We start from the raw sequence: 21,533 nt of genomic DNA on the forward strand, positions 1-21,533 counted from the left end.
ATGCTAAAAGGCGCTTTTAAATTGCTCCAGGAATCGCAAATCGTTCTCACTCAGAAGGCGGATATCTGAAATCTGATGTAGCAATAGTGCAATTCTGTCGATACCCATTCCAAATGCAAAGCCCGAATATTCCTTAGAATCTATTCCACAATTTTCAAGAACATTTGGGTCGACCATTCCGCAACCCATGATCTCGAGCCAGCCTGTTCCTTTGGTCATACGGTAATCTGTTTCTGTCTCCAGGCCCCAGTAAACATCAACCTCTGCACTTGGTTCTGTAAATGGGAAATAGGAAGGCCTGAGTCGGATTTTCGATTTGCCAAAAAGTTCCGTGGTGAAGAACTGAAGTGTTTGTTTTAAATCTGCGAAGGAGACGTCTTTGTCAATATACAAACCTTCCACCTGATGGAAAAAACAATGGGAACGAGCCGAAATGGCTTCATTTCTATAGACTCTTCCAGGAGAAATAGTCCTAATGGGCGGCTTGTGTGTTTCCATGTAACGAACCTGTACCGAAGAGGTGTGTGTACGGAGCAGCATATCCGGATTGGTCTGAATAAAAAAGGTATCCTGCATATCTCTGGCCGGGTGGTGCTCCGGCAGATTCAGTGCAGTAAAATTATGCCAGTCGTCTTCTATTTCAGGACCTTCAGACACATTGAATCCTATCCTGCTAAAAATATCAATGATCTGATTCTTTACAATGGATATGGGATGTCTGGAGCCTAATTCAAGGGGTTCGCCAGGACGGGTAAGATCACCGTAGGTGGATTTTTCAGCAACTTTTTCTTCTAAGGATTCCTTAAGTAAGGTAACTTTCTCAGAAGCCAGTACTTTGAGTTCATTAATGGTCTTCCCAAATTCTTTCTTCTGTTCATTAGGAACCTGTTTGAATTCACTGAAAAACTTATTCAGCAGGCCTTTCTTACCGAGGTACCTGATCCTGAATTCTTCTACAGCCTCCGGGCTTTCAGTGGTAAATTCCTTTACCTCTTTGATATGTTCTTTAAGTTGGTCAATCATATGAAGTACGCTATTCCTACCAGGGGTCAAAAATACTGGTTTTTTAGATTTTAACAGCTTCTGGCCATGGATTTGTTAAGGGGTTGCTGTATTCAAAGAATTTCCCTTTAAGAATTTAAATGGGGTTCCAGTTCTTCAGGATGTTTCAATACAAATTTTACGCATTCATCAAAGCTTCCAAAAATATGTTCCGGGGGAACCAGATCAGGGATAATATCAATTCGCTCCATCATATATCTTGGCTGATCTAAAACCCTGACAAAAAAGACGTTGATCTTTTTTCTGCTCAGGTCTTGCAAAACATCTTCCATAGCGTACAGTCCTGTTTGATCCATGTACTGCATCCTTCCTAATCTGATAATAACGGCCGAGGCAGTAATAGGGATCTGATCAGCTAACATTTGGAATTCGCTGGTAGTCCCAAAGAACAAAGGGCCCTTTATGTGTTTTATGTATACTTTCTCTCGCAGAGATTCAGGGAATCCTTTTTCATCAGCCCATGATTTTTCCCTCCCGGCAGTCCTTATTTCAGATCGTTTTGCGGTAAGATCACCAATTTTTTTCATAAACATAAGGGAGGCAATCACTAGTCCGATCCCAACGGCATAAACGAGGTTCCAAAAAGTAGACAGCAATAATACCACCAGCATCACCATCACTTCGGAGCTTAATTTTAAAGGTCCGATTTTCATATCTTTTGGAAGGCTTGGAATTGCTCTCAATCCTTTGTAATCCATTACATTGACCCCAACGGTAATCAGGATTCCCGCCAGGACGGCTGCCGGAATTTGTGAAGCTACAGGACCCAGGGCAAGTAGGATGATTAGTAGGAGCAAACCGGCGATCATACCTGAGAGTCGGGTTTTACCCCCTGAATTAATATTAACCACTGTTCTTATGGTAGCACCGGCTCCTGGGATTCCCCCAAAAACTGCAGCAATACTATTTCCAATTCCCTGACCTACTAACTCCTTATTCGGATTGTGTTTGGTTTTAGTCATATTATCGGCAACGACGGATGTCAGAAGCGAATCGATGGAGCCCAGAAGAGCAAGGGTTAAAGCGGTGAATACATACGGGGTTATGGCACCCAGCCGAAATTCGGTAATAATTTCGAGATTGGGCAGGGGAAAACCTTCCGGGATGGTCTCAATTGGCCTGTAATCCAGACCGAAACCGTAGGCTACTCCGGAGACCAGAATGAGAGCAACAAGGGTGCTTGGCACCTTAGTTGTGACTCTTTTAAATCCATAAATGATCACTATAGTAATGAGGGAAAGGATGAGTTCCATTAGGTTGATGTTTTTCAACGCTCTGGGCAAGACCGTTAATGCCCCCAGTACTCCGGAAGCCTCTTTGGCGGCAAGGACCTGTGCTTCTTTCTGGATAACATCTTCGGTGATCTCATTAGCCCTGTCTATGGTTTCCCTGAAATCTTCCAGGACGAGAATACCTTCTCCGGCTTCTTCTCTTAAAATATTTTCCAGGATTAATTCTTCTGCCTGAGGTTTGAAAGGTTGAACCCAACCACTATCTTCTTTGGGATAATACCCAAGAGCGGGAAGTATTTGTGTAATGATGATTATCAGACCTATGGCCGTCATAAATCCCGATACCACCGGATAGGGAATATACCTTATATAACTTCCTATTCCTATTAGCCCAAGACCAATTTGCATAAGACCACCGAGAAGGAATACAGTCAGTATTGCAGGCAGGGCTTTTTCAACATCTCCATCGTACACCGCAATTATCCCCGCGATAACAATCATACTCACTGCCGTCATGGGAGCCGTAGGACCGGATATTTGTGTCGGTGTCCCACCAAACATCGCTGCGAAAAAACTAATGAAAATAGCACCGTATAATCCGGCACTTGGCCCGAGGCCTGAACTGACTCCGAAGGCAAGGGCCAAAGGAAGGGCTACAATTCCTGCGGTGATTCCTCCAAGCATATCACCCCGGAAATGTTTAAATAATGATTTCATTAATTTAGATTAGGTTGTTTCTCCTAAGATAGTTTAATTCTGCCAATAAAAAAGCCAGTAAAACTTACTGGCTTTCAGAATTTTATAAAATCACCTTGCTTTTAATCCAAATGATAAATTTCCATGATGTGATGAAGGATGCTTTCAAAATCAATATTCAAATCGACTAACTTCCCGCTGTGGATGTCGAAAACCCAGCCGTAAACTTTAAGGTTACGATCCCTATACGCTTTCTGCACCGCAGCTGTTTTAATAAGATTTACGCATTGTTCCTGAACATTGAGTTCAACAAGGCGTTCGTACTTTTTATCTTCATCTGCTATCGAATCTAACTCATCTTTATGCAATCGGTAAACATCTCTGATATTTCTAAGCCATGGATTGAGAAGGCCCAGATCTGCTGATTGCATCGCTGCTTTTACACCCCCACAACCATAATGGCCACAAACGACTACATGATTAACTTTTAAATGTTCAATGGCGTATTCAACTACAGACATGGCGTTTAAATCTGTACTGATAACCATATTGGCAATGTTTCTGTGTACAAAGACTTCTCCGGGACCCAGGCCCATCACTTCTTCAGCGGTTACCCTACTATCAGAACACCCGATATAGAGCATTTCGGGACTTTGCCCTTTCCCCATCTCCGTAAAGAAATTGGAATCGATACTTAGTTTGTCCTTGATCCAGGCTGCATTGTTTTTAAATACTTCTTCTATTTTCATTTTTTGTCAATTTAAGGTTTGTTATGCCGATTTTGGCCTTAGGTTAAAGAACTTAATAAAACTTTCGGGATTTTCCACGATACCTTTTTCTGAAATCAATTTGATTTCAATATTCCGCTCTTTTGCTTTAAATGAGAAATCCTCCAGGATCTCAATAATATCATTATCGAGGTATCGGGTGTTTCTTACGTCGAGTTCAAGATAAGTATCTTTTGGGATACCTTCTAATTCTTTGAGGATTGCCCCTTTATTAAAAAAGGTAACTTCCTCAGCAAGAGTCATTTTTATCTTATGAGCTCCATTGCTTTTGTCCTGAATGTGCAGGAAATGAGAGTTCTGGTAACTCTTAATAAGGATTACAACAATACCAACGCCCAATCCCATGCCGATACCAATGAGCAGGTCAGTGAAGATAATCCCAAGTACCGTCACAGTAAAAGGGATAAATTGCTTCCATCCCAGTTGATACATTTCTTTAAAAAGAGCCGGTTTTGCCAGCTTGTATCCTACGATAAATAATATAGCAGCTAGTACAGACAAGGGTATCATGTTGAGTAATCTCGGGATAAGAATAACCGAGATCAATAAGAAAAAGCCATGAATAATAGCAGAAAGCTTAGATTTCGCACCAGATTGAATATTGGCCGAACTACGGACAATTACCTGTGTAATGGGCAGACCGCCGATCAACCCGGAAACCATATTTCCTGCTCCCTGTGCCAGTAATTCTCTGTTAGTAGGGGTGACGCGTTTTTCAGGATCAAGTTTATCTGTTGCCTCCACACATAATAAGGTCTCAAGACTGGCTACCAGGGCTATGGTAAAGGCTGTTACCCAGATTTCTGGTCTTGTTATTACACCAAAATTTGGAAAACTAAATTGTGCCAGAAAAGATGAGGCGTCTTCCGGAATTGGCACTTTAACCAATTGTTCGGTGGAAATAGCCCATATTTCATTGCCTTTCGTAATTACAAAAAAGAGAATACCAACAACTACAGCAACAAGTGGCCCCTGTATCAATTGAAATATTTTAGCTTTTTTGGTGAGTACCTTATCCCAGAGAATTAAGATCACCAATCCTAGAACAGCGACTGCCGTTGCTCCCGGACTAATTAAATTAATGGAGTTGATGATTTCTGAAAACGTATTTTCTCCGTCGACCTGAATAAAGGCAAAATCTCCCTCCGGATCTGCATCATAACCAAAGAAATGAGGGATTTGTTTCAGGATAATAATGATCCCGATTCCTGTAAGCATCCCTTTGATTACAGATGAAGGAAAATAATAGCCAATAATTCCTGCTTTCAGGACGCCAAAAAGAAGCTGAATGGCTCCCCCAAGGACAACGGCAACTAAAAAGTTCTGGTATCCACCAAGGGCGCCAATAGCGGTTAATACAATGGCTGCTAATCCGGCGGCTGGGCCACTAACACCAATATGTGAGCCACTTAAGGAGCCTACAATTATTCCTCCTACAATACCGGCAATAAGGCCGGAAAACAAAGGAGCGCCACTAGCGAGTGCAATACCCAGACAGAGAGGCAGGGCTACAAAGAATACGACAATACTCGCCGGTAAATCGTTCTTGATGTGTTTAAACATAATTATAAAGTAATTTTGACCCGAATTGGAAGTATCGGGCAGGTTAATTAATTAAAGGATATGAGATAAGCTTATAACAGCCCTTCGGGCGGAGGTAGTTGTATTTCCCCATAATAAGAATTGGAAAATGAACTGGCAGAATCGCCAGCTGAATCTGAATAGCTGAAAAGTAAGAAGTCGTTTACACTCATTGGATTCCCGAGGATGAATTCTTCTCCTATGTCCTTCTTTCCCTGTTCCTGAGGTTCTTCCTCATTCATATTTAAGGAAATGAGCACTGCGTTGTCATCTATCAATTGCAATACAGGCGGGGCTATAATCCCGGTTATCCAAATGGTACTGAGAAAGACAACGACAAATGATTTAAAGAAAGTTCGGCTCATAAAGTCCAAAAATAATAGGATTACTATTATCTAAATGTTAAGAATGCGCTAAAAGTCCTTTATTTCCTGTAGGTCTGAAGCTGGTATCCATCCGTTTTTCCCGTCGGCAAGCTTTACCTTATGCCATTCCTGAAGCGTTTCCAGAACATACACCTTACTCCCCTCATGTAAATTGAACAGGGTTATGCTGCGGTTGTTGGGTTCCTCTTTTACGGAAGTTTCGGATGCAAAGATGATTGCCGGATCGGTCTTATTGTATTCCTGATACTGCAGTACGGCCATTACCACACTTAAAGCTGCAAAAAATAAACAGATCATACTTCCTATAAAGGCAAGTCGCTTTTTATCGGCGTATCGATAAAAATAAAATGCCAGATAAAGGGAAACAAACAAGAACATAAAACCTATGGATGTATAGGCCCACTGATCAAAGGTCAGAATATTCATCACACGAGACACCATCCTTGAGATAGCTGTTTGAGGCAGGGGCTCTATATCATCAATTGTCATTTGCTGTGCATAGGCGAGATTATTCCTGATCTCATTATCATTGGGATCTAATAAAAGGGCCTTTTCGTAATAATAAATACTGGGGCCTATTTCATTGAGTTTGTAATAGGCATTTCCGAGATTAAAGTATATACTGGCAGAATGAACCCCGCTTTCCAGAACATGCTTGTAATTATCAATGGCCAGCTCGTAATCCCCTTCATTGTAAGCTTTTGCTGCTTCATCAAACAGGACATCATTTTGCGCCTGGCAAAAAGGGGATAGAAAAATAATTATTATAAATATCCAGCTCTTCATCTTATAGTTGTTTATCCAATGCTGAAATAACTTCAATGGCCTTGTCGTAATCTGCTTGCATCTGAACCTGGGAAAAAGGACTGTATCTGGCCATTTCACAGTTTTTCAGCAAGCCTATAAATCCGTCGTTGGTTTCGGAGTCAACCTCTTTTTTAAGTAAGAGGGTTGCTATTTTTTCCTTACTGAATTCTGTGGTTTCAATTTTAAGCTTCGCTTTCAGGTAGTTGTGGAGAGCTTTTTCCAGGGCAATGTAGAATTCGTCTTTCTCTCCCATGGCCTTTCTGGCTTTAAAAAGGAATTTCCTTGCCAGCTTGTTCGCTCTTTTAATTTTATTCCCGGCCACATCACTGGCAATCGCTTCTCTCCTTTTACCAAATATTATTGCAAGGGGGATGAGTAATAGCGGACTTAAAAAGAAAAGATAGAATTGCAATGAGCCAAAGAAAGGGGTCTCCTGTATAGGTCTGAAGTTCGGTGTTAGCTTGATAAAGTGGAACTGACTGCCGGTTGCCTGAATAGGACGTTTATTACTGGAGGTAATAGAAACATTTCCCCCTGAGGATTCAAGAGGGCCGCTGGTTACATCGATATTGATTTCATCAGAAGTAAGTGTTTTATAGGCGCCATCCTGAGGATCAAAGTAGCTGAAATTTATGGAGGGGATGGGATATTTCCCTTTAAAGGAAGGTACTACCGTATAGTTATTACTCACTTTCCCCTGCATCCCCGAGAGGGTTGTCCTCACACTTTCATTATACTCGGGTTCATAAACCTCCAGAGATCCGGGCATTTCCAGGGCAGGTAATTGGAAGAGTTTAAGATTTCCCTTGCCCTCAACTTCAACAACGGCCTGAAGGGATTCAGTGGCCTTAAGGGTTTTTTTACTGGTAGAGACATTAAACCTGAAGCTGCCTACAGCCCCACTAAAATCGCTGGGTTGTCCCTGAGTAGGTAGCGGCTTTACCTGGATAGTCCTTTTCCCCGCAGAAACTGTTTTATGGGTTTGTGTATAGATTGGCTGTCCGAAGAAATCCCTCCTGTTGGTTGGCACTTCCAGGGTGACGTCAAGGGAAAGGGGCTCAATTTCCAGTGCCCCGCTTTTTTGCGGATACAGCACCACACGCTTGAGAATAACGTATCGGTATGATTTACCTTGATAGGTTCCATTCTTCACATTATAAGAGGTAACAGGGATATCCTGGCTCCAGAAATTGTTATAGGTAGGATTATCAAGAGGACGGAAATTGGAAACATTGATGGACGGACTCACATAAAGCTTGTAGACCACACTCATCCCCTCATTTAAATAGGGTTGCGTCTTTGATACCTCAGCTACAAGATGCAGATTTTCATCCGCGATATCCTCGGCTGTCATCTGATCACTGGGCTTGTCAACCGCAGCTGTTACCTCTACTTTTGCAGGTGTAGTTTTGTAGGTCTTTCCATCAATGACAATCGTAGCCTGTTTTATGGTAAAGGTACCCCGTTCAGTTGGCGCGAGGGTATATGAATATGTCTTGGAATAACTTCTCACCCCATTGATCCAGGACGAACTGATGGATTGTGAAGGACCCATAAGTACGCGAAACCCTTCAAAATCAGGAGGGGTAAAGTTATCGCCGTCTTTATTCATTGTGAATTCTACCCTGAGTCTTTCATTAATCCCGAGCTTGTTCTTGCTGAGATTTGTTTTAAACTCAATGGTTTCCTCTTCCTGAGCGAATCCCAAAGAGGATCCAATCAGGAAGAAAAGAAGAAGAACACTATGGATTGTATTTTTAATCATCACCAATCTTTGGCATTTTTACTCTTAGGTCCTTTGACCTTCTTTTCGTTCATCTTTTCCTGCACTTTATTTTCTTCATTCTGCATGGCTTCCAACAGATTTTTTATTTGTTGAGGAGAAAGTTGACTACTGCGTGGCTGTTTTTGCTCGTCGGGTTTTTCGCCCTCCTTAGGCTGGTCCTTTTTCTCATTTCCATCCCCGTCCTTGTTTTCATCTTCTTCCTGTTCCCCTCCGTCTTTTTCCTTATTGTCTTGTTGCTGGTCTTCCTGTTCTTTTTTGCCTTTATTTTCAGAATCTTCATCTTCCTTTGATTCTTCGTCCTTGTCCCCGTCTTTGTCCTGGTTTTTCTGCTGCTCTGCCAGGGCTTTGGCCAGTGCCAGATTATATCGGGTTTCCTCGTCTTCGGGATTATTCCTCAATGCTTCTTTGTAAGCCTCAACCGCCTTGGCGTATTCCTCGTTCTTCATAAATACATTGCCCATATTGTGAAAGGCCTTGTGTTTTTCAGGCTTAGCCTCGGCCAGTTCCCCTGCCTGCTTAAACCTGCCAAATGCTTCTTCCAGGCTTTCTTTTTTGTAATAGGCCGTTCCCAGGTTATAAGGCGCAATAACATTTTCACCGCTTTTGGAGATCGCCCTTCGGTAATCTGCTTCAGCCTTGACGAATTCGTTTTCAGACAATTCCTGATTCGCCTCCCAGGTTAGGTCGAGGGAAGACTTCAGATCCTTTTCAGTGTTTTTCTTTTTGTCATCTTGTGCTATGCCTACGGCAAAGAAACACACGAAAAAAAACAAGCATATCTTATTCATGGTCTTCTTCATTAAATAGATTTAACTTTTGTAGCCATTTTGTTTTTCTGTCGAGTAAAAAGATATCTAAAAATAGGAAGAATAAGGCTGCACCCAAAAACCATTGAAATTGGTCCTTATAATCCGCAAACTGCTTGGCTTCAAATTCGGTTTTATCAATTTGATTTAAAGCCTCCTTGATTTTTTCAACAGCTTCTTCCGTATTTGAGCCATCTATATATTCTCCATTTCCTTTTTCGGCAATTTCTTCCAATATTTCTGCATTCAGCCGGGTAATAATTACCTCGCCTTCTCCATCTTTTTTCAATTCCTGTGTAATTCCGTTCCTTTTTATCGGAATTGGGGCTCCTTTTTCTTTTCCGACTCCAATGGTGAACACTCTTATTCCTTCTTCTACCGCAAGATCCACGGCATCTATAGCCCGTCCGTCTGTGTGATCCTCTCCATCTGAAACAATGAACAGAACCCTGTTCGTCTGATCCTGATCGTCATAGAAGGTCGTTGCTAGTTTAATGGCCTCATCAATCGCCGTACCCAGGGATGACAAAAGGTCGGTGTTTAGATATTGTAAGAACATTTTTGCCACTCCGTAGTCGGTGGTGATAGGCAATTGAGGAGCAGCCTGCCCGGCATAGGCAATAATTCCGATTCTGTCACTTGCCAGTTGATTGATGATCTCGGAAACCAGTCGTTTAGACTTCTCCAACCTGTTTGGTGCGATGTCCTCGGCCAGCATACTTTTGGATACGTCAATCGCAAACACAATATCAACCCCCTCTCGCTTTACGGTTTCCAGTTTGGTTCCAATTTTTGGATTGGCCAGCCCGAGGATAAGTCCTGTAAGGCCTAAGAGAAGGAGAATTAACTTTAACCCACTCTTAAAGTTGGAACGGGTGGGAACCAATCTTCTGAGCAAATCGGGATCGGCAAATTTCCTCTGAGTTCTTTTTTTCCAGAATACCAAACCGAAATACAGCAGCACAATGCCCGGGAAGAGCAGGAAGAAATAGAAATATGTCGCTTCGTCTATCTGTATCATGGCCTAAACAAAACTTTTAAATAAGATTGTCCTCAATATCCATTCTGAAATCAGAAGGATTCCGGCAAGAAGGGCCCAGGGCCTGAATTTCTCTTCGTTGTTATAATATTTAAATTCTTCTACTTCTGTTTTTTCCAGTTTGTTGATCTCTTCATAGATTGCTTCCAGTTTCTGGTTGTTGGTCGCCCTGAAATATTGCCCTCCTGTTAGTTCAGCAATCTGCTTTAAGAGATCCTCGTCGATTTCAACCTGTCGCATTCCATATCGGAATGATCCATCAGCATTGTACGCAATTGGCGAAAGTGCATTGCCGTTGGTTCCTAGTCCGATAGTATACGTTTTTATACCAAATTCAACAGCCAGGTTGGCGGCCGTTTCAGGTTCGATAAATCCTGAATTGTTAACACCGTCGGTAAGGAGAATGATCACTTTGCTTATGGCCTTACTGTCTTTTAAGCGATTAACGGAAGTAGCCAGGCCCATACCAATAGCTGTGCCATCTGCCAATTGGCCATAGGTTATTTCTTTAAGCGCGTTCAGTACAATCCCCTTGTCGCTGGTAATAGGGGTTTTAGTATAACTTTCCCCCGCGTAGGCGACAAGCCCAATACGGTCATTGGGGCGTTGTTGTATAAAATTAGAAGCCACCTCCTTGAGAGCTGCAAGTCGGTTCGGACGAAGGTCCCTGGCCAGCATACTGGAAGAAACATCTATAGCCATCACTATATCAATCCCCTTTGTTGTTTTTGTACGGGTTGAGACCTCTCTGATCTGTGGCCTGGCCATTGCCGTGATAATGCATGCCAGGGCAAGAAGCCTGAAGGCAAATAATACAGGACGCAGTTTAGAAAGGATGTCATTTTTTGGAAACCCCTTTATGCTTGGGATTTTTAGTGTAGCTGTCTGATCTTTTCGTTTGAAGAAATACCACAGGATGGCCAGAGGTAACCCCAGGAGCAACCAAAAGAATTGTGGATTCGCAAACTGAATATTTTCAAACATTTCTTAAACCTGTGTTTTAACGTCTATAGAATTAATTATTCTCTCAATGATCTGTTCGGCATAAGGGTCCCCCTCTTCCCATGAGAGAATCACCTGTTGTTGGAATCCTTTTCCACCAAAAAGGATGATCGCATATTTGCTTTTAATTCTCTCATTCTCACTATCACCCGGGAAGGTAGCACTGCCATAGACTTTTACCCCGGGGACTCCGGAAACAGAGCTGAATTCTTCTTGTTTGGTGATAATGTTTCGGGCACCTTTATCTGCGAATTCCTTAAGGGCTTTATCGATACTCTTTTGATAATCGGGTTCGGTAGGTTCTGCCAGTATTACGGAAGATGTTCCTACGCCAAAGAGATTTTCTGGATTGTAAAAGGAAAATACTTGTTTGTTTCGTACTACATTCATTTCTTCAGCTGAAAGTTCCACCTCCTGTCTTAGCAAAACGTCCGGAGCTGATATGTCTATGGGGGGATAGCCATAGGAGCTGGATACCCATTCTCCCTCGAGTAGTTTTTTAGAAGGCTGGTAGATTAACGAATTCCTGACATTGTCAATCCCGTAATAGTATACAGTGGCAACCAGACTAAGCAGCACTATTGCTGCGGTGGCCACTCCTGCCTGTACCCATCTTTTTTTAAGGGCTTTTTTACGCAGGACTTCCTTGTATGCAGCCTGCTCCATCAATTCCTCCTCAGTGGGTTCAGGGATGGCTTCCTTGGTCTTTATAACTATATGCTCTATAGACTTCCTGTCTTCTTCTGCCTTCGACATTTCTGGTTTTGAGCGCGCAAATTTCACCAGGTCTGCAGTGTAAAGGATTTGTTTAAACTGCTGTATGGTTTCGTCTTCAATTTTTAATTCCCCTGCATCTTTCATCAGCTCCAGCTTGGTGATAAGCTGATCTGTGGTACTTTCAAGAGCAGAGATATGGACATCCTCTTCCAGATATGACCTAACAATATCAGTTAGTTCAGAATAGTATTTTTTATATTCCTCCTGTATGAGATATTTGGAGTTTTCGAGCTTTTTTAATTCCTGTAGTGCCCGGTCATAGGGGGGGAGCATAGCTTGCTGTTCCTCTTCGCTCAAAGGTTTACGCCTGAAAAAGTACCAGAGAACAATTCCGATCATAAGAAGGCTTCCCAATATGACCCAGACATAGAATGGGATATTTGCCATATTTTTCTCGACAGGAATCAGAGGCTTTATATCATAGATTTCCTTAGTTACAGTATCTACTTCAACGGTCGCTACCTCTACCCTGAGGGAGTCTGTAAAATATCCCTTCCCATCAATCTCTATCCTTTGAACAGGAAGGATATAGGAACCCGAATCGAATTGGGTTAAGGCGTAGATTTTTTGAAGGATCATCCGATCTGCCTTTCGGGTCGTATCCGTTTTGAAGGCTTCAACTGTTTCCAGGGGGGAGAAGGTCTGACCCTCAGGAAAAATTACCTGAGCAGTAGTATCTGTTTCCACCGATACTTTAAACTTTATCTGCTCTCCTATTTTTATTGAGGTGGTGTCTACGGAAGTATTTACTACAGGAGCTTGCTGAGCCGCGCCTAATACAGCATAGAAGAGAAAGGGCAATATTGCCCATGCCCAATTTTTAGGAACAGCGTACGGCGTGTATGTGTAATTTCTCTTCAGCATCAATCTAGGCTCTTTGCTTAAAATACCCCAATAATTTTTTTACATAACTTTCATCCACCCGGCACTGTAATATTCCTGCACCCGACTTTGTAAAGGCATTTTTAAAATACGCTACTTTTTCCCTGTAAAACTGCTGGTAGGCATTCCTCACTTTTTTTGAAGAGGTATTTACAAAATGTACTTCTCCCGTTTCGGCATCCTCCATTTGTACTAATCCAAGGTTCATAATTTCCTCCTCCCTGGGGTCATACACTCTGATTCCGGTAACATCGTGTTTATTCCCCACAATTTTCAGAGTGTTTTCATACTCATCCATCATAAAATCAGAGAGTACAAAGATGATCGTCCTTTTTTTCATGACATTGGAGAGGTACTTAAGCGCCTCTACCAGATCGGTTTTCTTGCTTTTTGGCTTGAATTCCAGTAATTCCCTGATGATTCTCAAAATATGACTCTTCCCTTTTTTCGGGGGGATAAAGAGTTCAACTTCATCTGAGAACATGATCATCCCTACCTTATCGTTGTTTTGCAGGGCAGAAAAGGCCAGGGTAGCCGATATTTCTGTAATAACATCTTTTTTAAACTGGTTTACCGTACCAAAATGCTCAGAACCACTTATATCAACCAGGAGCATCAGGGTAAGTTCCCGCTCTTCTTCGAACACTTTTACATAAGGCTCGTTGTATCGGGCGGTAACATTCCAGTCGATAGAGCGTACATCGTCCCCAAACTGATATTGCCGAACTTCACTGAAGGTCATTCCCCGTCCTTTAAAGGTGGAGTGATACTCCCCACCAAAAATATGGTCGGACAACCGACGGGTCTTGATTTCAATCTTGCGAACCTTTTTAAGTAATTCTTTTGTATCCATGGGTTCAGGATTAGGCAACTGGGTTCAAAAAGGAAGATTTGAACAGGATTAATTCCTTGAACTTTCTAGGGTACTTCAATCTCGTTTACGATGCGATTGATAATTTCTTCAGAAGTAATACTTTCAGCTTCAGCTTCGTAAGTGATTCCAACCCTGTGTCTTAGAACGTCGTGAATTACTGCCCGTACATCTTCTGGAACTACATAACCTCTTCGCTTGATAAAAGCGTAACATTTGGCAGCAATGGCCATGTTGATACTTCCTCTTGGTGAGGCCCCAAAACTGATCAAAGGTTTGAGACTTTCCAGGTTGTATTTTTCAGGATATCTGGTAGCAAAGACAAGATCAAGAATATATTTTTCAATCTTTTCATCCATGTAGACCTCTCTGACTGCCTTTTGAGCACTAAGGATTTGTTTTAGGCTCACTACTGGTTTGACAGCCTCGAATGCTCCGTTCAGATTCTGTCTGATAATCAGCTGTTCTTCGGTCATTTTCGGGTAATCGATTATGGTTTTAAGCATAAATCGGTCTACCTGAGCTTCGGGAAGAGGATATGTTCCTTCCTGTTCTATAGGGTTCTGAGTGGCCATAACCAGGAATGGAGCATCGAGAGGGAAAGTTTCATCCCCTATGGTCACCTGTCGCTCCTGCATGGCTTCAAGCAAAGCAGATTGTACTTTCGCAGGTGCCCGGTTGATCTCATCTGCTAAAACAAAATTGGCGAAAATAGGCCCTTTTTTTATAGAAAAATCGCTTTCCTTCATATTGTAAATAAGGGTTCCTACCACATCGGCAGGAAGCAGGTCGGGGGTAAACTGTATCCTGCTGAAACTCCCCTTTACAGCCTTTGCCAGGGTGTTTATCGCCAGGGTCTTTGCCAGGCCCGGCACCCCTTCCAGCAATATATGGCCTTGTCCCAAAAGGCCGATCAATAGGCGTTCCGTCATATGCTTTTGCCCGACGATAACCTTGTTCATCTCCATCATTAACAGGTCAATAAACGCGCTTTCCTGAGCAATTTTCTCATTTACCGCACTTATATCTACCGTGCTTTTATCATCCATAAAATATCTTTTAGTAGTTGTCTATCAATCTCTTAGTTTAAAGGATATGCAAATTGAAAATTTATTCATTCACTGCCTGTTAACGATTGGTTAAAAATTCCCGGGAACCCTAAGTTTTATGATGTATTTAAGGGATTTTTAGTAATTTCATCACTTATGAAATCACCGAAAAAATTCTCCCGAATCATCGCCGGAACCATGACATGGGGATCATGGGGTAAGCAACTTTCAAAAAGTGAGATGGTCTCTCTGATGAATCACTGCCTGGAAGCAGGGATTACGACCTTTGACCACGCTGATATTTACGGCGGGTATGGCAATGAAGAGGAATTTGGAAATGCCTTTGCTGAAAGTGGAATTGCCCGTAAGGACATCCAGCTCATTAGTAAATGTGGAATTCAGTATATGTGTGATGCCAGAGATAATAAGGTAAAGCATTATAATTACGCTACAGATTATATCATCTGGTCTGCCGAGCGCTCCCTTGAAAAACTGACGACGGAATACCTCGATCTATTCCTGCTACACCGCCCAAGTCCATTACTGGATCCCGAGCCAGTAGCCAAAGCTATTGAACAGCTGCTCAGCAGCGGGAAGATCAAGTCTTTTGGGGTGTCTAATTTTACACCCTCCCAAATTGCCATGCTTGAAACGGCCATCCCGGTGCAGGCCAATCAGGTTGAATGTTCACTCACGGCTGATGGAGTAATGTATGACGGAACGCTTGATGATTGTATCAGCAGGAAAAGAATGGCCATGGCATGGTCTCCCCTCGGCTCATATTTTCGGGAGGATAATGAGAAAACAAAGAGGATAAGGGAGGTATTATTACCATTGAAAAAGAAGTATAACGCAAGTGAAGATCAGCTTATCCTGGCCTGGCTGATGAAGCATCCTGCTCACATTCATCCGGTAGTTGGAACTTCCAATGCTAACCGACTGGAAGATTCTATGAAGGCCGTTAATGTAGAGATGGAACTGGAAGATTGGTTTCTCCTGCTTGAGGCGTCACAAGGCCATAAGGTTCCCTGAAGAAATATTATGATGCAAGAAAAACAAAAAATAGCCTTTATCACTGGAGCAACCAGTGGCATTGGGAAGGCCACGGCAGAGCTTTTCGCAAAAAACAATATCAAATTGATCCTTTGTGGAAGGAGGCAGGAAAAACTTGATGCCCTAAAAAAAACACTGCAAAATAAAACCGCGGTGCATACCCTCAACTTTGATGTTCGTAAAAAAGAAGATGTTCGAGCTGCCATACAATCCCTTCCTGAAGAGTTTGCTTCAATCGATATCCTCGTCAACAATGCGGGTAACGCTCATGGCTTAGACCCCATTCAAAGCGGAGCTTTGGAAGATTGGGATGCGATGATCGACATAAATGTAAAGGGATTGCTATACGTTTCCAGGGCTATTCTTCCAGGGATGATCCAGCGGAAAAACGGGCATATTATCAACATAGGCTCCACTGCCGGGAAGGAAGTATACCCCGGGGGCAATGTGTATTGTGCCAGCAAACACGCGGTTGATGCCATCAACCAGGGGATGAGAATAGACCTTAACGAAAACGGAATACGCGTAGGAGCGGTAAATCCCGGACTTGTAGAAACAGAATTCAGTGAAGTTCGGTTTAAAGGGGATGAAGAAAGGGCAAAAAAGGTATATCAGGGCTATCAGCCTCTGAAACCCGAAGATATTGCAGACATCATTTATTTTGTAACCACCAGGCCTTACCATGTAAATATTGCCGACCTGGTAGTGATGCCTACTGCCCAGGCGAGTAGTACCATAGTGAAGAAAAAGGAATGATTAACAAACGCCTTCTGGTCAAAAATCTCCTGGCCCATAATGACGAAAATAGTTTTTATGATAAAAAGCGTTTTATCGATATCGGCCAGAAGGAAGGAAAGGCTAAATTCCTGAAACATGTTTGTGCCCTGGCCAACAGCAATCCAAAAAACAATTCTTTTATCGTCATTGGGGTTGAGGATGAAGACAATAAGATTGTTGGAGTCGATTTCTTTGACGACAGCAAGATCCAAAATTTGGTTAACGCATACCTGGACAACCCCCCGTTGATTTCATATGAAAATATTCCCTTTCCGCACTTACCTGAAGGAAAGGTGGTAGGCCTGGTGACCATCAAATCGAATGGCCGGATCTGTGCTCTCCGAAAAAATATCTGGAAATATTACGGAGGGGCCGTGTTTTTCAGAGAAGGAAGCATCAGCATGCCGAAGGCTTTTGATATTGAACTTAAAGATCTCAATTCGGAAATGGTCGCTACCATTGAGCAACACGCCAGAAATAATATTGAACTCACACTCGACGGGGTAATCGACTTTATCAATCACAGGCATAAAGACCTAAGCAGCAGTTATAAGGTTTTTAAGGAACAATTTGTCATTTGCTGGGCGGGGAATAGAAAAAAGGTAAAACAAAAAACATACTACTCCAGGGTAGATATTGAATTGATCAATGAACAGGTAAAGCTCTTTTACTCTGCTTTGGATGAGATATCCATAGATATCACTGAAGATACCTTTGCTATCACAGAATATGTACAATTAGGCCTTGGAAGGGAACAGCGATATTATCCCCTGGAGGAGGTAGGCATCACTTTTAATGACAACGGTACTTACCAGATCGTAAGTGAGCTGATCTTTCAACCTCCCCAATACGATCGGAAAACGCTTTTCCATATCTACAATACCAATAATGCCCTGCTGCAAAAACTCCAGAAAAACAGGAAGCTTACGAAGGCGGAACGTGCAGATCTCAAATTGGCCCCGGCCACATATTTGCTTTGTTATCTGAATGGATTTGAGGAGGCAAAGGATCAAATGGAAATATTAAAAAACTCAACTAAGTCGGTAGATGAAAAAGTGTATAACAATCTGAAGGAATCATTGAGAATTCTCAGAAAAGTGCGCTACAGCTAGTCCTTTACCAGCCATAAAATCTGAAACGGATCGATCTGTACCAGACTACTCGTCAGTTTCCATTTGCCGTCAGAAAGTAAATCACGTAATGAACCGTCATTAACATAGCCCAAATTGGAAAGTATCCCAGCATCAAGAATTTGTGGTGATTCGTCAAAATTAGCTACAACCAGTACTCCCTCCAGCTTGGCTCCTGTCCTTTCGTAAAGGAATAAATGTTGATTGCGAGGGTCATGGACGACGAGATTGTTACGGTCTGTAAAAACCCCGGTCTTACTTCGCAGGGAGATCATATGCCGGATTCCGATGAAAATTTGCGAAGACGGTTTATCAGGTTCACTGAGTTGTGCGACAGCTTCCCAGTTATGGCTGGGTCTGTTTACCCACCTACTGTCTTGCTTTTTATGTTCATCATCAAGGTAAGAGTAATCATTTAGGGTACCAAGTTCGTCTCCTGCATAGATCATCGGAATTCCTCCAAAGGAAAGAATGATTCCATGTAGCATCAGAATCTTCTTTACTGAAATCATCACCATTTCGGAATCCAGAGTACGCATGGCTTTTTCCAGACCCAGTAAAGAGGCACAACTCCCGGTAATTCGGCTGTCTCCTGTAGCCGGGTTCTCCATAAATTTATATCCAACGGCCGGACTCCAATCCAGGCCCTGGCAATAGTAATCAATCAGAAACTTCCTGTGCAGCCAGGGGTCCCAACCCAACTGGGCAATATAACCATCGTCCAGACCCAGCCCGATATCATCATGGCAACGGAGGTAATTTATCCAGGTAGAAGATGGCGGTTTTTGGGGAACATTATGTAAGGACTTCTGCAGCAGAAGCGTTTTTTTTGTTGCTATAGAATTCCATAAAAGGGACATTAGGGAGGCATTGTAGGCTACATCGCATTCGTTTCCTTCCCGTCTCCCTTCCCCGAAATACTTTACAATATCGTGGGGGGAAACGATGGCTTCTGCCAGAAAAATAACTCCCGGGGCAACCACCTGCAGACACATTCGGAAGAGGGAAATAAGTTGATGCGCTTCTGGCAGATTCTGGGAGATCGTTCCAATTTTTTTCCAGAGAAAGGCCAGGGCATCAAAACGAACAACATCAACCCCACTATTGGTCATCTCCACCAGATTCCTGAGCATTTCCAGAAAGACTTTAGGGTTTGTATAATTCAGATCCCACTGATAAGAATTGAAGACGGTCATTACCCACTGGGAAATCTCAGGTCTGTAGGTGAAATTTCCTGGTGAAGTTGAGGGAAAGACCTCAGGCAAATTAGCTTCAAATGCATCGGGGATAGTCCTATCCGGATACATATAATAATAATCCTGGTAGGTCTTGTCCCCTTCAAGCGCCTTTTTGGCCCAGGGATATTCATCTGAGGTGTGATTTACTACAAAGTCGAGCATAAGGTAAATTCCATTCTTGCGCAGCTTTGAGGTGAGCTCGAGCAGCGATTTTCTGTTACCGTATTTACTGTCAACTTCAGTATAACTGTTAACGGCATACCCGCCATCATTCTCACCAGCCGGCCTTGTGGTAATGGGCATAAGGTGCAGGAAATTAACCCCCAGTTCTTTAAAATAAGGGATCTTCTCCTCAATTCCCTTTAGATTTTTGTTGAAGAGATCAACGTACAACTGCATGCCTGTGATTTTATTCGACTGGTACCAATTGCCCTGCTTTAATAACCGGAGATCCTGATATTTTAGATCCTCAGGTCTTTTTTTAAATAGTTCCGGGAGTAACTTTTTAAGCTTTTTAAAGTAGGTCCTGTGTTCAGGACTGGTATAGAGAGAAAAAAATAAATCCTCTATCAAAGGCAGATTAGTTTCGAGGCGTTGTTCGAAAAGATTTTCGGGTTTGGCAGACTGAAGATCCTGTAAATCTTCCATGGCCAGTTTCCTGTGGAGTGCCAATTGATTCATTCGGAACTGTTCAATTGATTTATATCCGGCAGTGAATCGATCGCCCCGTAACCGGTGGTGGTTATTGCGCCTGCTCTATTGGCAACCTCTACCATTTCCATCAATGTAGACTCGCTTTCTGATAACATTTCATGTGATGGTAACTGACTGATTTGTTGTAGTAGGCAACCAATAAAAGCATCTCCTGCTCCGGTAGTATCCACCGGGGTGACGGCAATACTTGGAATGGTCTGACGGGAGTTTTTTGTACTCACCCAGGTGCCCTCAGAACCCAGGGTAATGGTAATAATTTCTGCCCCAATCTGGTGTAAAGCTTCACTTGCTTCCGGGAGGGAGTTCTTCTTTGATAACATCTGGGCTTCTTCCAGACTGAATTTACACAAATGGGATTTTTCGATATAAGGCATACACTTTTTGACAAAGGTTTTCTCGTTTCCTTTCCACAGGTCTGCTCTGTAATTGGGATCAAAACTGATAAAGGCATTTTCAGTAATGGCATCAAATAGATAGTGGCTGTAGGCTTTCTCCAGGGGTCCTCCCAGAAGAGCTGTTGCCGCCCCCAGATGGACCATCTGGTCACGAAAAGAGCTTTTTATGGAGGAATCGTATTGAAGTTCCCGATCTGCCCCCCTGGAAAACACAAAATCCCTTTCCCCGTTTTCCGCCAGGGATACAAAAGCAAGTGTTGTAAAGGTAGATGACCGCTGTACAAGTGAAAGATCTACATCAAAGGCATCTATTCTGTTCATTAAAAAGGATCCGAATGGATCTTCCCCCACGCATCCGATAAACGCACTGTTCCCTCCCAGTTTTGAAATTGCACAGGCTACATTTGCAGGAGCTCCCCCAGCCTTTTTGGTAAAAACAGTAGCCTTTGAAAGATCAGCTCCCTGATTTTCTGCAACAAAATCGATCAGTAACTCACCGATACAGAATATTTTTTTAGACAACATTACACGGCCTTAAAGAGGATTAGAGAGTTCAAGTATAGGAAAATATCTGCGTAATATAAACCCGGCGGGGGATTATTCATAAGGGGTTGAAATTAAGCAGGCAAAATTTTTACCAAAGCTGTAAGGTGTTCCATAGAGAATTTACGATTTTTGCGCCATGAGAACATTGGTCATTGGGGATATACATGCCGGCGCACAGGCCCTGCCCCAGGTTTTGGAAAGAGCAGGCGTTAAGCGGGATGACCTGCTTATTTTTTTAGGCGACTATGTCGATGGATGGAGCGAGGCTGTAGAGACTGTAGAATACCTGTTGAAATTACAGCAAGACTATCAATGCATATTTTTGCGTGGGAATCACGATGATCTCTGTTACCACTGGCTTGAAACAGGAGAACACAATCCACTTTGGTTGATGAATGGGGGAGAGGCTACCATTGAGTCGTACGAAAAAGCAGGTGAAGAAGTTAAAAAGAGTCATATTTCCTTTTATAAATCTTTGCGCAATTATTACCTGGATAATAAAAAACGACTTTTTCTTCATGCCGGATTTACCAATTTAAAAGGAGTAGATTTTGAATACTTCTCAAAGACTTTTTATTGGGATCGAACACTCTGGGAACTGGCTTTAGCCTTGGATCCGGGAATTGCAAAAGACAGTATATATTACCCTAAACGATTACTGCATTACTCGGAGATCTATATAGGCCACACCCCCCTGAGTAAGATTGGTAAGTCTGTCCCTCACAGGGCGGCCAATGTTTGGAATATAGATACCGCAGCGGCTTACAAAGGGCCCTTGACCATTATCGATGCAGACACCAAGGAATTTTGGCAAAGCGATGCGGTATATTCTTTTTACCCCGGGGAAAACGGCCGAAACTAATTTTTGGTAATCCTTTAATAGAGTTTCCATATTTATTTGTCGTACTTTGTTTAA

General features: G+C 42.6%; 19 protein-coding genes. 4 read left to right on the top strand and 15 right to left on the bottom strand.

Going from position 1 to position 21,533, the window contains the following annotated elements:
• Positions 1-3: 3 nt before the first annotated feature.
• The 13 genes from pheS to AB8P51_RS06945 all read right to left on the bottom strand — a co-directional run bounded on the left by pheS (position 4) and on the right by AB8P51_RS06945 (position 14,764).
• Positions 4-1,023: a phenylalanine--tRNA ligase subunit alpha gene (gene pheS / locus AB8P51_RS06885; protein WP_369748052.1), complete on the bottom strand. Its 1,020-nt coding sequence runs from the start codon at positions 1,021-1,023 to the stop codon at positions 4-6.
• Positions 1,024-1,130: 107 nt separating this feature from the next.
• Positions 1,131-3,011 (bottom strand): SulP family inorganic anion transporter, encoded by a 1,881-nt coding sequence (locus AB8P51_RS06890; protein ID WP_369748053.1) that lies wholly within the window; start codon positions 3,009-3,011, stop codon positions 1,131-1,133.
• Between the two features lie 101 nt (positions 3,012-3,112).
• Positions 3,113-3,739 carry a carbonic anhydrase gene (locus AB8P51_RS06895; protein ID WP_369748054.1) on the bottom strand — a complete coding sequence of 209 codons (627 nt, stop codon included), beginning with the start codon at positions 3,737-3,739 and terminating at the stop codon, positions 3,113-3,115.
• Between the two features lie 21 nt (positions 3,740-3,760).
• Positions 3,761-5,341, bottom strand: coding sequence for a SulP family inorganic anion transporter (locus tag AB8P51_RS06900; protein WP_369748055.1), 1,581 nt, complete (start codon positions 5,339-5,341; stop codon positions 3,761-3,763).
• 71 nt (positions 5,342-5,412) lie between these two features.
• Entirely contained in the window at positions 5,413-5,724 is a 312-nt protein-coding gene (locus AB8P51_RS06905) for a hypothetical protein (protein ID WP_369748056.1), read from the bottom strand.
• A 48-nt stretch (positions 5,725-5,772) separates the two neighbouring features.
• Entirely contained in the window at positions 5,773-6,531 is a 759-nt protein-coding gene (locus AB8P51_RS06910; protein WP_369748057.1) for a tetratricopeptide repeat protein, read from the bottom strand.
• 1 nt (position 6,532) lies between these two features.
• The gene (locus tag AB8P51_RS06915) at positions 6,533-8,317 is read right to left on the bottom strand and encodes a BatD family protein (protein WP_369748058.1); all 1,785 of its coding nucleotides are present in this window, start codon (positions 8,315-8,317) and stop codon (positions 6,533-6,535) included.
• Positions 8,317-9,138 carry a tetratricopeptide repeat protein gene (locus tag AB8P51_RS06920; RefSeq protein WP_369748059.1) on the bottom strand — a complete coding sequence of 274 codons (822 nt, stop codon included), beginning with the start codon at positions 9,136-9,138 and terminating at the stop codon, positions 8,317-8,319. The genes AB8P51_RS06915 and AB8P51_RS06920 overlap by 1 nt, the downstream gene beginning before the upstream one ends.
• Complete coding sequence (locus tag AB8P51_RS06925) at positions 9,119-10,165, bottom strand: VWA domain-containing protein (RefSeq protein ID WP_369748060.1); 1,047 nt, start codon at positions 10,163-10,165, stop codon at positions 9,119-9,121. The genes AB8P51_RS06920 and AB8P51_RS06925 overlap by 20 nt, the downstream gene beginning before the upstream one ends.
• Before the next feature lie 3 nt (positions 10,166-10,168).
• On the bottom strand, positions 10,169-11,167 hold the full coding sequence (locus AB8P51_RS06930; RefSeq protein WP_369748061.1) for a VWA domain-containing protein: 999 nt from the start codon (positions 11,165-11,167) through the stop codon (positions 10,169-10,171).
• 3 nt (positions 11,168-11,170) lie between these two features.
• Complete coding sequence (locus AB8P51_RS06935) at positions 11,171-12,826, bottom strand: hypothetical protein (protein WP_369748062.1); 1,656 nt, start codon at positions 12,824-12,826, stop codon at positions 11,171-11,173.
• Between the two features lie 4 nt (positions 12,827-12,830).
• Positions 12,831-13,697: a DUF58 domain-containing protein gene (locus AB8P51_RS06940; RefSeq protein WP_369748063.1), complete on the bottom strand. Its 867-nt coding sequence runs from the start codon at positions 13,695-13,697 to the stop codon at positions 12,831-12,833.
• 65 nt (positions 13,698-13,762) lie between these two features.
• Positions 13,763-14,764 carry an AAA family ATPase gene (locus tag AB8P51_RS06945; protein WP_369748064.1) on the bottom strand — a complete coding sequence of 334 codons (1,002 nt, stop codon included), beginning with the start codon at positions 14,762-14,764 and terminating at the stop codon, positions 13,763-13,765.
• Positions 14,765-14,920: 156 nt separating this feature from the next.
• Here AB8P51_RS06945 and AB8P51_RS06950 point away from each other — a divergent pair, with 156 nt between their 5' ends.
• From AB8P51_RS06950 to AB8P51_RS06960, 3 genes are read left to right on the top strand one after another with little or no spacing between them, the layout of a single operon-like run.
• Positions 14,921-15,796 (top strand): aldo/keto reductase family oxidoreductase, encoded by an 876-nt coding sequence (locus tag AB8P51_RS06950; RefSeq protein WP_369748065.1) that lies wholly within the window; start codon positions 14,921-14,923, stop codon positions 15,794-15,796.
• 9 nt (positions 15,797-15,805) lie between these two features.
• A complete protein-coding gene (locus AB8P51_RS06955; protein WP_369748066.1) occupies positions 15,806-16,573 on the top strand; it encodes an SDR family NAD(P)-dependent oxidoreductase in 768 nt (255 codons plus the stop codon).
• Positions 16,570-17,706, top strand: coding sequence for an ATP-binding protein (locus AB8P51_RS06960; RefSeq protein WP_369748067.1), 1,137 nt, complete (start codon positions 16,570-16,572; stop codon positions 17,704-17,706). Before AB8P51_RS06955 ends, AB8P51_RS06960 begins: the two co-directional genes overlap by 4 nt.
• On the opposite strand, the gene AB8P51_RS06965 is transcribed toward AB8P51_RS06960, so the two are convergent.
• Together AB8P51_RS06965 and AB8P51_RS06970 are read right to left on the bottom strand one after the other, a co-directional pair.
• A complete protein-coding gene (locus tag AB8P51_RS06965; protein ID WP_369748068.1) occupies positions 17,703-19,643 on the bottom strand; it encodes an alpha-amylase family protein in 1,941 nt (646 codons plus the stop codon). The two genes, AB8P51_RS06960 and AB8P51_RS06965, sit on opposite strands and share 4 nt — an antisense overlap.
• Positions 19,640-20,596: a carbohydrate kinase gene (locus tag AB8P51_RS06970; protein ID WP_369748069.1), complete on the bottom strand. Its 957-nt coding sequence runs from the start codon at positions 20,594-20,596 to the stop codon at positions 19,640-19,642. The genes AB8P51_RS06965 and AB8P51_RS06970 overlap by 4 nt, the downstream gene beginning before the upstream one ends.
• Before the next feature lie 157 nt (positions 20,597-20,753).
• On the opposite strand from AB8P51_RS06970, the gene AB8P51_RS06975 reads away from it, so the two are divergent.
• On the top strand, positions 20,754-21,479 hold the full coding sequence (locus tag AB8P51_RS06975) for a metallophosphoesterase family protein (RefSeq protein ID WP_369748070.1): 726 nt from the start codon (positions 20,754-20,756) through the stop codon (positions 21,477-21,479).
• Positions 21,480-21,533 lie beyond the last annotated feature (54 nt).

It is taken from the genome of Muriicola sp. SD30 (assembly GCF_041205185.1).
In the GTDB taxonomy this organism is placed as follows: Bacteria; Bacteroidota; Bacteroidia; order Flavobacteriales; family Flavobacteriaceae; genus Muriicola.

Bases quoted from the DNA above. Each gene is read 5' to 3' on its own strand.
- pheS (WP_369748052.1), bottom strand. From the start codon at position 1,023: ATGATTGACCAACTTAAAGAACATATCAAAGAGGTAAAGGAATTTACC.
- AB8P51_RS06890 (WP_369748053.1), bottom strand. From the start codon at position 3,011: ATGAAATCATTATTTAAACATTTCCGGGGTGATATGCTTGGAGGAATC.
- AB8P51_RS06895 (WP_369748054.1), bottom strand. From the start codon at position 3,739: ATGAAAATAGAAGAAGTATTTAAAAACAATGCAGCCTGGATCAAGGAC.
- AB8P51_RS06900 (WP_369748055.1), bottom strand. From the start codon at position 5,341: ATGTTTAAACACATCAAGAACGATTTACCGGCGAGTATTGTCGTATTC.
- AB8P51_RS06905 (WP_369748056.1), bottom strand. From the start codon at position 5,724: ATGAGCCGAACTTTCTTTAAATCATTTGTCGTTGTCTTTCTCAGTACC.
- AB8P51_RS06910 (WP_369748057.1), bottom strand. From the start codon at position 6,531: ATGAAGAGCTGGATATTTATAATAATTATTTTTCTATCCCCTTTTTGC.
- AB8P51_RS06915 (WP_369748058.1), bottom strand. From the start codon at position 8,317: ATGATTAAAAATACAATCCATAGTGTTCTTCTTCTTTTCTTCCTGATT.
- AB8P51_RS06920 (WP_369748059.1), bottom strand. From the start codon at position 9,138: ATGAAGAAGACCATGAATAAGATATGCTTGTTTTTTTTCGTGTGTTTC.
- AB8P51_RS06925 (WP_369748060.1), bottom strand. From the start codon at position 10,165: ATGATACAGATAGACGAAGCGACATATTTCTATTTCTTCCTGCTCTTC.
- AB8P51_RS06930 (WP_369748061.1), bottom strand. From the start codon at position 11,167: ATGTTTGAAAATATTCAGTTTGCGAATCCACAATTCTTTTGGTTGCTC.
- AB8P51_RS06935 (WP_369748062.1), bottom strand. From the start codon at position 12,826: ATGCTGAAGAGAAATTACACATACACGCCGTACGCTGTTCCTAAAAAT.
- AB8P51_RS06940 (WP_369748063.1), bottom strand. From the start codon at position 13,697: ATGGATACAAAAGAATTACTTAAAAAGGTTCGCAAGATTGAAATCAAG.
- AB8P51_RS06945 (WP_369748064.1), bottom strand. From the start codon at position 14,764: ATGGATGATAAAAGCACGGTAGATATAAGTGCGGTAAATGAGAAAATT.
- AB8P51_RS06950 (WP_369748065.1), top strand. From the start codon at position 14,921: ATGAAATCACCGAAAAAATTCTCCCGAATCATCGCCGGAACCATGACA.
- AB8P51_RS06955 (WP_369748066.1), top strand. From the start codon at position 15,806: ATGATGCAAGAAAAACAAAAAATAGCCTTTATCACTGGAGCAACCAGT.
- AB8P51_RS06960 (WP_369748067.1), top strand. From the start codon at position 16,570: ATGATTAACAAACGCCTTCTGGTCAAAAATCTCCTGGCCCATAATGAC.
- AB8P51_RS06965 (WP_369748068.1), bottom strand. From the start codon at position 19,643: ATGAATCAATTGGCACTCCACAGGAAACTGGCCATGGAAGATTTACAG.
- AB8P51_RS06970 (WP_369748069.1), bottom strand. From the start codon at position 20,596: ATGTTGTCTAAAAAAATATTCTGTATCGGTGAGTTACTGATCGATTTT.
- AB8P51_RS06975 (WP_369748070.1), top strand. From the start codon at position 20,754: ATGAGAACATTGGTCATTGGGGATATACATGCCGGCGCACAGGCCCTG.